At 61.1% G+C, this 12,951-nt stretch carries 9 protein-coding genes; 4 read left to right on the top strand and 5 right to left on the bottom strand.

The window, feature by feature from the left end; translation table 11 throughout:
- Positions 1-168: 168 nt before the first annotated feature.
- Together ACZ1JC_RS22750 and ACZ1JC_RS22745 are read left to right on the top strand one after the other, a co-directional pair.
- Positions 169-1,992 carry a tannase/feruloyl esterase family alpha/beta hydrolase gene (locus tag ACZ1JC_RS22750; protein WP_465138003.1) on the top strand — a complete coding sequence of 608 codons (1,824 nt, stop codon included), beginning with the start codon at positions 169-171 and terminating at the stop codon, positions 1,990-1,992.
- 115 nt (positions 1,993-2,107) lie between these two features.
- The gene (locus tag ACZ1JC_RS22745; protein WP_465138004.1) at positions 2,108-4,561 is read left to right on the top strand and encodes a TonB-dependent receptor; all 2,454 of its coding nucleotides are present in this window, start codon (positions 2,108-2,110) and stop codon (positions 4,559-4,561) included.
- A gap of 168 nt (positions 4,562-4,729) precedes the next feature.
- Here the strand turns inward: ACZ1JC_RS22745 and ACZ1JC_RS22740 are convergent, their stop codons facing one another.
- The 3 genes from ACZ1JC_RS22740 to ACZ1JC_RS22730 all read right to left on the bottom strand — a co-directional run bounded on the left by ACZ1JC_RS22740 (position 4,730) and on the right by ACZ1JC_RS22730 (position 7,666).
- Complete coding sequence (locus tag ACZ1JC_RS22740; RefSeq protein ID WP_465138005.1) at positions 4,730-5,551, bottom strand: sugar phosphate isomerase/epimerase family protein; 822 nt, start codon at positions 5,549-5,551, stop codon at positions 4,730-4,732.
- A gap of 60 nt (positions 5,552-5,611) precedes the next feature.
- Complete coding sequence (locus ACZ1JC_RS22735) at positions 5,612-6,454, bottom strand: SDR family oxidoreductase (protein ID WP_465148446.1); 843 nt, start codon at positions 6,452-6,454, stop codon at positions 5,612-5,614.
- Between the two features lie 390 nt (positions 6,455-6,844).
- On the bottom strand, positions 6,845-7,666 hold the full coding sequence (locus ACZ1JC_RS22730; protein WP_465138007.1) for a sterol desaturase family protein: 822 nt from the start codon (positions 7,664-7,666) through the stop codon (positions 6,845-6,847).
- Positions 7,667-8,096: 430 nt separating this feature from the next.
- Here ACZ1JC_RS22730 and ACZ1JC_RS22725 point away from each other — a divergent pair, with 430 nt between their 5' ends.
- Positions 8,097-9,461: an MFS transporter gene (locus ACZ1JC_RS22725; protein WP_465138008.1), complete on the top strand. Its 1,365-nt coding sequence runs from the start codon at positions 8,097-8,099 to the stop codon at positions 9,459-9,461.
- Between the two features lie 662 nt (positions 9,462-10,123).
- The gene (locus ACZ1JC_RS22720) at positions 10,124-10,732 is read left to right on the top strand and encodes a hypothetical protein (protein WP_465138009.1); all 609 of its coding nucleotides are present in this window, start codon (positions 10,124-10,126) and stop codon (positions 10,730-10,732) included.
- A gap of 59 nt (positions 10,733-10,791) precedes the next feature.
- Here ACZ1JC_RS22720 and ACZ1JC_RS22715 read toward each other — a convergent pair whose 3' ends face one another.
- Both ACZ1JC_RS22715 and ACZ1JC_RS22710 read right to left on the bottom strand, forming a co-directional pair.
- Positions 10,792-11,268, bottom strand: coding sequence for a hypothetical protein (locus ACZ1JC_RS22715; RefSeq protein ID WP_465138010.1), 477 nt, complete (start codon positions 11,266-11,268; stop codon positions 10,792-10,794).
- Between the two features lie 291 nt (positions 11,269-11,559).
- Positions 11,560-12,786, bottom strand: a complete 1,227-nt coding sequence (locus tag ACZ1JC_RS22710) for a CaiB/BaiF CoA transferase family protein (RefSeq protein ID WP_465138011.1) — start codon at positions 12,784-12,786, stop codon at positions 11,560-11,562.
- Positions 12,787-12,951: the final 165 nt, after the last annotated feature.

Raw genomic sequence — 12,951 nt, 5'->3', positions numbered from 1 at the left:
TATTTGACGATCATTTTGGTGCGCAACTTCATATTTAATGGCGTTATCCTCCCATGTTTTGGCGGGGTATACTGTCGTTCGCTCCATTCTCACCTGTCCTGATTTAACAGCGGCTCCGATGTGCCGGAGCTGTCTGGAATAAACCTTGTCAGGTTTGGGAGAGCATTGGTGAAAACGCAGACATCGTTCCTGAAATCCTTGCGCCGCGTGAGCGGAACGCACACCGGAAAGCTTGCCGGTGTGGCCGGCCTGCTGATCGCAAGCGGCGGGGTGGCCAGTGGATCGCTGGTGGCCGGTGCCGTCGGCGCGGATCCGATGCCGTCGCCCGGTGCACGGATTTCCGTGCCGGAGAAGTCCAACATTCAGCCGGGGGTTGCCCGTGCGTCTTGCGATGTTGCCAGCCTCCAGGCGGCCGCGCCATCCGACACGACAATCCTGGCGGCTGTGCTCCAGACCAGCCCCGTGCCGAACTGCAAGGTGACGGGCTACGTCACGACCACCAATCCCGGTCCGAACAAGGTGAACTTCGCGCTTTTCCTTCCCGCCCGCGAAAACTGGAATGGGAGGTTCTACTTCGCCAATCAGGGCGGCTCGGGCGGTTCGGTTCCGATCGAGGGCCAACACCCGCAGGGCAATCCGCTCAATTCGGGGTTTGCCTGGGCAGGAACCGACAAGGGGCATTCCGCGGCAGGCAACATCGGGGTCTCCGGTGACTGGGAGAAGGATCCCGCCAAGGTCGTCGACAATGCCTATCGCGGCGCTCATGTCGTCACGCTTGCGGCCCAGCAGCTTACCAAGGCCTACTTCGGCGTCGAAAAGATGTATCGCTATGCTGGCGGCTGCTCGGGCGGCGGCGGCATGGGGCAGTCTGCAGTGCAGCATTACCCCACGGACTACGACGGCGTCATGATGGGTGGGCAGCCGCTCGGAACCCCGCCCGATCCGCAGAAGCGCATGCAGTTCGAGCACGCGATCATGGTCCGCGAATCCTTCCGCGAACCGGGCGCATGGATATCGCCTGCCAAGCGCGACATGGTCGGCAAGAAGATCATGGAGGCCTGCGACGGCAACGACGGCGCGGTCGACGGAGTGATCCAGGACCAGCGTCTGTGCAGCTTCAACTTCCGCAAGCTGCAATGCAAGGACGGCGACGGTCCGGATTGCCTGACCAGGCCGGAGATCACTTCGTTCGAGAACATGCTCAAGTATTCCTACATGCCGATCTCCAACATCGAGCAGTGGGGATATCTCGGCTCCATTCCGCCCGAGCAGTGGAACGACCAGAGCGGGACGAAGGCCTTTGCCTATACGCTCACCAAGGGCTGGGTGGCCTCGCTGCTCAACGAGCCGGACCGGGATTTGCGCAAGAATCCGCTGACGCGCGAGGAGATGTGGAAGATCATGGTCCGCCGGGCCGAGCCGTCGGGGGCAGGCCCTTACGGCACTGTCGGCTGGCAGGGCTTCGAGAAGGCCGGCGGCAAGCTGATCTTCTTCACCGGCGAGGGCGATCCGTGCTGCTCGGCCATCATGAACGAGCAGTATTTCAAGGACACGTGGAAGCTGCAAGGCCGCGAGAACGTCGACCGCTTCGCAAAGCTCTACACGATCCCCGGCTGGGGGCACTGCGGCGGTACGAATGGACCTGCCGATGCCGATGACAGGCTGATGGCGACGCTGATCGACTGGGTCGAGAAAGGCAAGGAACCGGGGCCTGTCATCGCCGGTCGCGGCTCCGCTGCCAAAACCAATTATCTGTTCATGGGCTACGATGCGCGTGTCGAACGCCTCGCCAAGAACAACGGACCCCATCTCATGGCACAGGGCCTGACCGCGCCGGAGCGTGATTTCCTGCTGTGTCCGTTCCCGCAGGTCGCTCTCTTCGACAAGAGCAAGGCCAAGGTTCCGGGCGCTGTCTACGACGCCAGGAACTGGTCCTGCGTGAGCCGCGCGGCTCAAGCCAAGGCGCTCGGGCTGAAGAAGCCGCTGGCCTGAAAACTCACGGCCGATCGTCCCTGGCGAAGATCGGCCAAAGGCCTCGCGGGGGCATTGGGGAAGAGTGCCCCCGCGAGGCTCGGTAAAGCAATAACACGAACGGGAAGAGGGACCGATGTTGGCAATTCGAATTGGACTGGTGATAGGCGTCAGCGCCTGTAGCCTGGCTCAGGCCATGGCCGAAGAGGCGGCTCCGGCCGCTCCGGCACCGACTGAAGCGCAAGGCGCAAGCGATGCGGGCCGTCAGAGTGACGCTTACGCGATCGGTGAAATCATCGTCACCGCCCGTCGCCGCGACGAACGCCTGCAAGACGTTCCTGCGACCATCAATGTCGTGACCAGCCAGGAGCTGGACAAGTACAATCTTCGCAATTTCAACGAGATTTCGAATGTCGTGGCCGGCCTGTCGATGCCCTCGACAGGTGTTGCCACCATTCGCGGTGTCTCGTTCAACCAGGCTGCGAGCGGTACCAGCCCGACGATCGGCTTCTATCTCAACGATGCGCCCGTGCCATCGGCGGACCTGTTCCGCCCGATGTTCGATATCGGTCAGATCGAGCTGACGCGCGGGCCACAAGGAACGCTGCGCGGCAAGGCCGCGCCGTCCGGTGCACTCACGGTGACGACCCGGCGTCCGGACCTCTACGAGGCCGGCGGCAACATCAACATGACCGGTACGAGCCGGGGCGGCATCAATGCCAACGGCGGCATCAGCATGCCGATCGCCAAGGAAGTCCTGGCGATCCGTGTTGCCGGCCTCGTCGATCACAACGACGGCGACGACGTCAAAAGCATCAACTTCGGGGGCAATCCGCGTACCGAAAACGAAGCCCTGCGCGGCACGGTGCTGTTCCAGCCGCTCGACGCACTTCAGGTAACCTTCACCGCGCAGAAGTTCTGGAGCGATGCGCGCTCTTACAATCAAGTCGAATCCGTGGCGCCGCAGGCGGGCTTTGCCTTCATCGAGGCCGATGATCGCAAGGCGGTCCAGGATGCGCCCAACACGACAAAGGTGACCAACGAGAACTACAATCTCCAGGCGCGCCTCTCGCTGTTCGGCCAGAACTTCAACTACGTCGGACAGCGAACCGTCGAGCACGTCCAGACGGTCGAGCGGTTCGATATCGCCGACCGCTGGGGCCCCACGCAGCCCGATATCTACCAGGGGATCGGCCAGTACACGACGCGTGCGGTCAAGACCTGGTCGCACGAGCTTCGCCTGTCGTCGGATCAGCGCATCTTCGGAATCTTCGACTACACGGTCGGCGGTTTCTACAACAAGCTCGACGCGCCGACCTTGCTCTATACACCCAACGCGGTGCTGACCGCGCCGACGCCAACGATCCTCGTCGGCAAGAGCCAGCGTGTGAAGACGGACAAGGAAATCTCCTTCTTCGGCAACCTTACCGCGCATATCGGCGAGAAAACGGAACTTTCCGGCGGCCTGCGCCACATTCATTACGAGACCGACGCCGGGCTCTGCAGCTATCCGTCTCCGCAGGCGGGCGGCTTCCGCTTCACCACGCCTTTCGCCGGTCCTCCGTTCGAGACGACGACCCCGTGCGCGTTCGTTCCGACCTTCGAGTTCCACGACAAGTGGAACAGCTGGATCTACACCGCCTCGGCCAAGCACGAGTTCAGCGATGATCTCATGGTCTATGCCTCGACAGGCACATCGTGGCGGCCCGGTATTTTCCCCGGCGGATTCCAGGCTGCAGCGCTCAGCGACCGCCAGCGCAGCTTCCTTATCCTTCCTCCTGAAAAGTCGACGTCCTATGAGATCGGCGTCAAGTCGAGCTTCCTCGACAAGCGCATGAACCTCAGCGTCGATGGCTTCTACCAGAAGTTCAAGAACTTCCCGTACCGCCCGTCCTCGGCCGTATCGTTCGTCACTCCGGGGGCGACGACGGTAACGACGCGTCCCGGCTTCGTCGCGGCGCTTCCGGTCAAGGTTTACGGCATCGAGCTCGAATGGTCATATGCACCGACCGATCGTTGGGATCTCGGCATCAACAGTGCCTATACCAAGACCAAGACGAGCGGCGGCGTGGTGCCGTGCAACGACTATGTCGCGCCGTTCGGAGAAGCCGACCCGCCGGGCCAGACCTACACGGCGGCGCAGATCATGGCTGCAACCGGCGGCCAGGGTATCGGGGCCTGTCCCTTCGATCAGTCGCCGGCAATGGCTCCGAAGTGGAGCGCCAATGCGCGCGCCGAATATCATGTGCCGATCGGCGATTCGATGAACGGCTATATCCGCGGCCTTCTGTCGTGGTTCGGCAAGAATGACCCCAACGATCCGCTCAATCCGGTTGACCAGGTCAAGAGCTACGCCCTGTTCAACCTCTATGCGGGTCTGCGCGATGCTACGGGCCGCTGGGAGGTCTCCTTCTACGGGAAGAACCTCACGGACACATTCCGGGTGCTCAGCCGCGAAAGCGGCGTCTTCACGCCCCAGTTCGGCGTGGTCGGTGCGGCGCCCGTCGTTCCGCAGTATCGCAGGGTCCTCGGCACAACCGCGCCGCGCGAGTTCGGTCTTACTGTCCGCTACGCATTCGGCTCTCGCTGAGCGCTTCAAAGCTCTCTCTCAAGGAGGAGAGAAGCCGGTCCAGGGTTTCCTGGGCCGGCTTCTTTTTTGCAGCTTCGCTGCGAGCGAACAGCGGGCACAACATAGACCCCTTGAGTCGGTCCTAACCGTCTCAAGGGGTCCGGATACCGCAATTCGATAAGCCAGGCGTCAGGCCCGGTGTCGTGTGACCAGTTCTCTTGAACGGTGGACTATCCGCTCGATGATGTCCTCGAGTGCCTCGCCGTCGTCGAGATTTGCCAACATCGGCACTTCAAGGCCGATAGGTATATCGTCGGGAACAGCTTGAAGAAGACCTTCGAGGTCAAGCTCGCCAGTCCCGGGCACCAGGCGGTTGAAACATGCCTCGCGGTAATAATCGTTGTCATCCAACTGCGAGGCCGGGGTGTCGCTCAATTGGAGGTAACCGATCCGGGTAGTGAGCGAGGAAAGATCGGCCGGAGTTCCGCCGCACCTGTAGAAGTGCATCGAATCTATCAGCAATGCGAGATTGCTCACGCCCACGCGCTCGATCATCGAGCAGACGCGCTCAAGCGAATTGAAGGTGTGAGGCGGCGCATACTCGAACATGACGTCGAGCCCGCGCTCGCGCGACATCTCGCAGAGCAGTGCGATCTGCTCGAACCCGCGTCCCGCATCGGGATCCATGCAGACCGCACCAACTTTGGACGCCCCCAGGCTCGCAAATAGATCGAGATCGGATTCTCGCTCCGCCATTTCCACGCCCGCCCGGACAACGAAGCCCTCTGCCAGCTCGACACCGATCTCGTGGTCGGCGAGGGCGGAGCGCACATCCGAACGCAACTGGGGATCGGTGCGCAGTGACCAGTCCGCAAAACGTTCCAGGCGCCAGGGCACCGGGCCATAGCCCAGAGAAACAAAATTACAGCCGGTTCGAGCGGCCAGGAGGATGTGCTCCACCGGCGGCATGCCGAAGATTGACTGGGAATCGAGACCTAGTCTGAAGGGCATTGCTTGCTTTCTTTCCTGCCGGGAAGGCAATCGCCTTTCGCTCGGACTATCGTGATGCGCCTATTCGGCGCGGGCGGTGAGCGCGGCGCTGAGCCCGCCATCGACCAGGAGATCGGTCCCGGAGATGAAGGATGCACGATCCGACGCCAGGAATTCGGCGGCGTCGGCAATCTCCTGCATCGAACCCTCGCGGCATAGCGGGCTCTTCTCGAACATCCTGCGTTTGCCTTCACTCTTCTCGTAGGCAGTTTCGCCCATCGGCGTGGCAATAAGCCCTGGCGAAAGCGAGACGATGCGGGCGCCTCGCTGACCCCATTCACTGACCTTCGAGCGGGCGTACGACAGAAGGCCGATTTTCGAGAGGCCGTAGGCCGTTGCAGGTGTCGCGTTTTCCTCGCCAAGTTCCTGGACCAGCCTGGATACGAGATCGGGGGCTGTCGGATCTGCGAGAATGCTGCGCGATGCTTCGGACGCCCCGGTCAGATGAGCGGCCATCGAGGCAATCAGGATGGCGCTGGACCCTGGGCGAGCGAGGGGAAGAAGGGCCTCGCAAACCAGCGCCGGGCCAAGCAAATTCACGCGCACAATGGCCGAAAAATCGCCAGCGGCGATCGAGAGGCCGGCGACATGGAGAATTGACCGCAGGGGCCCGGTATCCTCGACGGCAGCCCGCAATTGCTCGACCGAGGCGCGGTCGGTCACGTCGCACTGGACCGCGCTCGCAATTGCGCCCTCGGCGCGCAAGCGCTCGGCTTGGTGTTCGGCAACTTGCCCCTGGATATCCGCCAGTAGCACGTGATGGTTCTGGCCCATTCGGCGGGCGATCGCCATTCCGAGGCCTCCGGCGCCAACCACCACTGCAATCGGTAGCTCTCGATGATCTTTGCGTTGAATTTCCGGCATCGGGTTACCCTGCACCTTTTGAATATCTTTGAATTGGTGTGTTCGATGGACAAGCAAGCCTACAGCGCAAATCAATGAAGGTGGATCGCTCTACCGATAGTTTCGGGAAATAACGAAGCGGAGCGATGGGAACATCAAGAAGGAATAGAGAGAAATCTTCTGGTGGAACGGTCTTCGTTGCCGGTTGTCTTCTACGCCAGCTTTGCGTCATCGACAGGCCGGCAGTTTAATGACACGGGTTGCCACGTCCGAAAGCCGCCATGCCCCAAAAGCAATGATGCCCCGGGGGCTGTGCTCCCCGGGGTCTGGTTATTGCGGGACTTCTCCGCCATCGATCCTTGCATCGGAACTGCAGCCGGGCATGGCCGTCCCCTTGCAGGAACCCGGAAATCAGGCGGGTTCGAGCTGGCGTGCGCCCGAGGGCTCGGCGGCCGGAACTTCACCGCTAACGGCTTTGGCTGTCCGGTCCTTGTTCTTGAGAAAATCCGCTTCGTATTTCTTGCGGGTGGTGCCGCAGATGCGGTCCCAGATCGTTGTATAGCCGCCGTAATTCCAGTTAAAATACTTGTGGTGCTGGTCGTGGAAGGTCGCCGTGATGAACCATTTGGTCGCCCAGGTTTTATTCCACCAACGAGGCATGAATTCATAGCCGCTGTGAATGTAGACACCGATCAGGCCCGCGGTCATGTTCATGAGTGCAAGGGACTGCGAGTGAACTGTCACCAGGGCGGCAAACAGCGGAATGAAGCCGCCGTTGATCACGGATTCAAGCGGACCGACAGAAAAGGTCGTCAGCAGGTTGGGCGAAGTCGACTTGTGATGGATCTTGTGAACCAGCGTATAGATGGGTTCCTTGTGCATCAGGCGGTGCATCCAGTAGAACCAGGTATCGTATGCGACGAAGTAGATCGCGTACTCGATCGCGATGACCCACCAGCTGGCAGGCGACTTGTTCACGGTGATAAAGCCGTGAGACGTCAGGAAGGCGGTTCCGCCGCCGATGAGGAGACCCGAGGTGAAGACGTTGATGAAACCGAAGGCGATTTCATTGCGGTAGGTTTTCCACTTGAACCCCTTTGGTTGAATTTTCCGCTTTCGGAAAAGTACCGCCAGAACGACGTTTATCGCGCTCGCAGTGAGGAACATGTAGAAGAACGTCGAAAGGGCATTGTGCCCCACGATCAGCCCCCAGAATTCGTCCAAGAACCGCATTTAGGTCTCCATTTGCCGGGCCGCGCCTTTTGAAGTCGCAGGCGATGGCTCGATCCAATCGATGTATCGGCGCAGAAAGCGTTTAGAGTGCGCTCTTGGAGCGTAAGACGCGAATCGCGGAGCGAGTCGTTCCCTGCGTTCTGCATAAGAGTACTCTCAAAATGGATTTTGCGCCCCAGGATTCAAGACGGTCGGCCGGAATGGCGACGCTTTTGGCTATCCAGATCTGAGATGGCCAGAAATCACACGATAAGGTGATTGAGCGTCGCGCTGGGTACGAACACAACGGTAGGCGAAATCGACGGCTCCATTACAGCGGACCCGCATGATCGGTTGCCGGCGGCGATACGAACCGGACGCACAACCGAACATGGCAGGCAAGCCGCGCATGCCCTCGATTGGGAGAGTGCCGAGCACGGGCCGAAGGGCCGTGCTCATCAAGCAACGCGAGCGGAGAGGCACGCAGTGGGCAGCAGTTGCACGGCGTGAACGGCGAAATATGAACAAGCTCACTGAGATGCCGAAAGACGAATGGCGCAAGCACTGGCAAGTCGTGCTGGCGGCGGCCATGGGCTTTGCCTTTATGTCGATCATGACGCCCGCGACCGGGATATTCATGGCGCCTCTGGGGGAAGCGTTCAACTGGAGCCGCACCGAGCTTTCAGCCGGTATCACGGTTGCCGCACTGATCGCGATGATTGGTTCACCGTTCGTGGGAATGGTGATTGATCGATACGGCAGCCGCCGCGTCGCCATCCCCGGCATCGTGCTCACCATGGCGGCGGTCGCAGGCTTCGGTGCCGCAAACGGCTCCTTTGTGATCTGGCTGCTGCTGTGGGGAGCATGGGGCATTTTCTCCCTGCTCATCCAGTCCAACGTGTGGTCGGCCGCAGTTGCCAGCGTGTTCTCAAGGGGGAGGGGGCTGGCGCTCGGCATTACCCTTGCGGGTACGGCTGTCGCTCAGGTTCTGGTTCCTCCGATGGCGAATTGGCTGATCGCGCAGTTCGGCTGGCGCATGGCTTTCGTCTGCCTTTCGCTCGGCTGGGGCCTTGTCGCGCTGATCACCAGCGCCCTGTTCCTCTTCGATGCGCGTGACCTTCGAAGGGTCGGCGCTGCCGGCCGGGACGCAAGGTCCGAAGTTGCGGTCGACCTTCCTGGTCTGACTGTACGTGATGCCTGGCGGGACCCTCAGCTGTGGAAGATCGCCGTTTCCACGGTGCTGGTCTTGATGATCACGGTTGCGATTTCGGTTCACCAGTTTCCCATCCTGGTCGAGGCCGGCGTGTCGCGCGACCATGCCGCATGGCTCCTCAGCCTCTTCGGCATTGCGGCGGTCGTCGGCAAGCTGGTGACGGGATGGTTGATCGACCGAAGCCATGGCCGCTGGGTAGGCGGCGTGACGTTCACTCTCGTCGGCATCGGTTACATGTTCTTGCTTGAACCGTTCCGCTCGCCGGCCGTCATCCTCATCGCGATGATCGTCAGCGGATATGCCGGCGGCACCAAGATGCAACTCTGCGGCTATCTTACGGCCCGGTATGCCGGCCTCAAGAACTTCGCCGCGATTTTCGGCGCGATGACGAGCGCAATTGCACTGGCATCGGGGATCGGGCCGTTACTTGCCGGAATGATCCACGATTATACCGGAAGCTACTCCGGATTGCTGCTGGCGGGTGTGGTTCTGCCCATCATCAGCGGGATCCTGCTTTTCACGCTGGGCGAGTATCCTGCATGGAACGACGAGAAGACGTCGGACACGAAGCCTGCAGCAGGGATGGAGCCTGCCTGCTCGTGAATTCCTCGGCTTCTATGGATCCTTTCCGTACGAGGCAGGCGCACGGCAGCATCCTGGCGTGGGCCAGAGATTGGTGCTGCTCCAGGCAGTCCCTTCGATAACAATTAGCGGCGTGCCGGGAGGCTACAGGCCTATCGGTGCGCCGCAGCGCTGCTTGCGGCCTGCGTGGCCGAGCCGGCTGCGCGAAGTTTCCCGAACGTCAGGATGGTATCACGGTGCCTTCGCGGTCACCTGCCGATGCGAGGCGCTTTATGGCGCGCGTGATCGTCGCATGGCGTTTGTAATGGGAACGCCTGAAAATCAGCGGCTTCTCAGCCGGGATCGGCACGTCTGATCGAAATTGAAATTCTCTTGTGAGGGCGAGCGGCTGCGCCGGTATCTCTGGGGTAACTGGAGAATGACCATGCATCCGAACCCGTCCCCTTAGGCCCCTGTCCAATGGCGACCCGAACCAGGTCTGCCCGGATCGCGCCGCACTGCATGGCTTGCTGCAAGATGCCGTGAACCTGTCGGCACCGTGATGGACGCAGCAGTCCGAACGGCGCGCGGCCGTCCCTGCGTCCCGGGCCGCATACAAGCTCATCGTCTGGACCGCCCTCGGCCGAATGCGGCCGGACTACGCACTCGCCTGTCTCGGGCACCCACCTGTCCCGGAGGAACACATGTTTTCTGTCCCAATCGGCCTGCGCCGCCGACTTGCCGGCCCGTACCGGTTCTCGCCTTTGATGATCGCGATCGCGGTCATCGGCGGACCCGCTTATGCCGCGCCGCACGTCATCCTGGACTTTCGGCCAGTTCGTCCGGCGATCGAGCCGCCTATTGTCGCGGATGCCGTTACCGTGACGGCCATTGGCCAGATCGGTCCCGGGCACACGGGCGAACTGAAGTTCGGCACAGACGGTATCGAGTTCACCAGCGGGAGGCAGACCGAGCGAATAACCTTCGTTTCAATCGAGGCTTTCGCGCTTGGGCGTTCGAACCCAGGGCTCCCGCAAGGCTATCCGGGCGCGGTTGCCGGCAAACCGGAGACGGGCTCAAAATTGCAGTGCGGCGCGGTTCGGCCCGCCAGGCAAATGCTGTTGGCGCGCTATCGCGACGATCAGGGTGAGCAGCACGTGCTCGTCGTGACTGTTCCCCGCAAGGCGAGGGACCTTATCGTTCGGAATTTGGAAGATGCTGGTTTGATCGTGGATCCTGGACTTTCGACCCGCAGGCTTGCGGTACAGGACGCCAAGGCTTCCACTGACGGCCGCATCGATGCGATGTGCTAGAGGCATCGTTAGCTGAGCCCCTGTCGCCAATGCACGCAGCTTTGGTGTGATCGGGAAGCCTAGTGCCCCATTTCTTCGAATTTGGCATAGGCCGCTTCGAAGCCAGCCAGCAGACGGGGTTCGATGTCGTTTGCGAGCGAGCAGGCTTGGTGCGCCTTGGCAAATTGCTCGACGGCAACTTCGCGGACCTTTGCTGCCCGGTCGGCAACATTGGCCCCAACCGGGCTTACCCGCTCCGACGCGCTCCATTCCTTGCCGCCGCAGTCGTGCACGACAATTTCGAGGCTAGGGGTGAAGAGGTTGTATTCGTCCGCCAGCGACCGAAGGCTGAGCGATACTCCTCCAGCAGAATTGGAGACGGCAGGGCCGGCCTCGGATGACTGCGATGCCGACCATGCAATCTCGGTTTCGGCCGCGCTGGCCGATCCGGTCGGCGCCGCAGGGAGCGCATCAGCCACGGCAGGAGCGCACGCGCCAAGCTCGACGAGTGCTGCGGCAGCGGCCAGAGATTTCCGAAATCCATCCAGGTTTGTCATCGGCCCGATCGCCACATCCCAACTCCGCTTTGCCCGATTTCTTGATCCACGCTCAAACTTCAAGTTTCGAGATTCGAGCTGCGAACGTGAATGAGAGTATCCTCTCGGAACCGTCCGACAAGCTTGCCATGCCGCTTGCGGCCGGGTTGCTCGTTTTGCGGCTAAACTCATTTATTATGACCATTTTTGGCAATTCTGCCTGAAGGCGGCCAAAGGCCGTTGTCCGCTCGCCGTGGGCGGGCCTTCACGCCGTGAAAGCCCGCTTCTGCCGGAAGGCGGAATGATTGGATATTACGTAATGGCACCGCTCGCTTTCAGAGCTTCGATCCGATCCCATTCGAGCCCCATTTCCATGAGAAATGTCTCTGTGTGCTCCGATGGCTGCGGTGCGCGCGTCGTGGCGACACTTTCGTGATTGAATTGGACCGGACCGCGCACGAGCTTGAGCGGTCCGCTGCCGTCGGCGGCTTCCACTTCGAAAAGCATGTCGTTCGCGATCGCCTGATCATCGGTCGCGAGGTCCAGCAAACTCTGCACAGGCGCCCATTGACCGGTGTAGGTCTTCAGATGTTCGCGCCAGTGCGCAAACGGCCGGGAGGCGAAGGCCTCGACGACAAGGTCACTGGCGGCCTGCCAGTTTTCCATCAGCGCGCGCGCCTCGGAAAAACGTGGGTCTGCAAGGTGTTCGGCAAGTCCCAGGTGCTCGAAAAAGCTGCGGATGTGTGGCCCCGGCTGAAGCGTGCACATGTTGATCCATTCGCCGTCGGACGTGCGATAGTTTCCGTGCAGCGGATTGCCGCGGCTTCCGCCCGACGAGGGCATGCGATTGCGCATGCTCGTGCCGGTTTCGAGATAGTGGTCGATGGCGGAACCCGATGCCCACCAGGCAGACGATAGCAGCGAGACGTCGACCTCGTAGGCCTCGCCGGTGCGATCGCGGTGGAAGAGGGCAGCGGCAATGCCGCCGGCTATGTTCATGCCGCCGATCGAATCGCCGAATGCTGGGATGCCCTGCGAGAGAGGACCATCCAGTTCGCTCGGGGTCATGTTGTATCCGACCCCGCTGCGCGACCAGAACGCCGTGCTGTCGAAGCCGCCCGCATCCCGTTCCGGTCCTTTGTCGCCGAATGCACTGCCGCGAGCGTAAATGATCGCAGGGTTGGCGGCGCGAATGTGCTCGACATCGATCTTGAGCTTGCTTCGTGCCTTGGGAAGGTAGTTCGTCAGAAACACGTCGCAGGTCGCGGCGATCTCGTAGATGAGCGCCTGGCCCTCGGGAGTATTGATGTCGATCCCGATGCTTCGTTTCCCGCGATTGGGATGCTCCATCATCGTGTTGCGGTCGGGGTTGATCGGCATTCCGCCCATGTTGATGAAGCCGCGCTGCGCGTCGCCTCGAACAGGGTGCTCGATCTTTATGATGTCAGCGCCCCAATCGGCGAGGATGGCGCCAGCGGCCGGCACAAATGTGAATTGTGCGACCTCGAGAACCCGTATTCCTTGCATCGGTTTTGACATTGAATCCTGCATCCCTCGGAAAACTGCCCGTTCGGCGCCTTAACTGGCGAAGCGCCCTTCTTGAGCTTGCCTATTCTTCTAGCCGGGAATGAGGATTCGTGTTCAACCGAACGCCCATGCGAATGGTCAAACACAAGCATTATGGCCAGATTCGTCGGGGTTCGA

It is taken from the genome of Sphingomonas sp. BL-S-28 (genome assembly GCF_055521515.1).
This window is presented reverse-complemented; position numbering and strand designations above follow the sequence as displayed.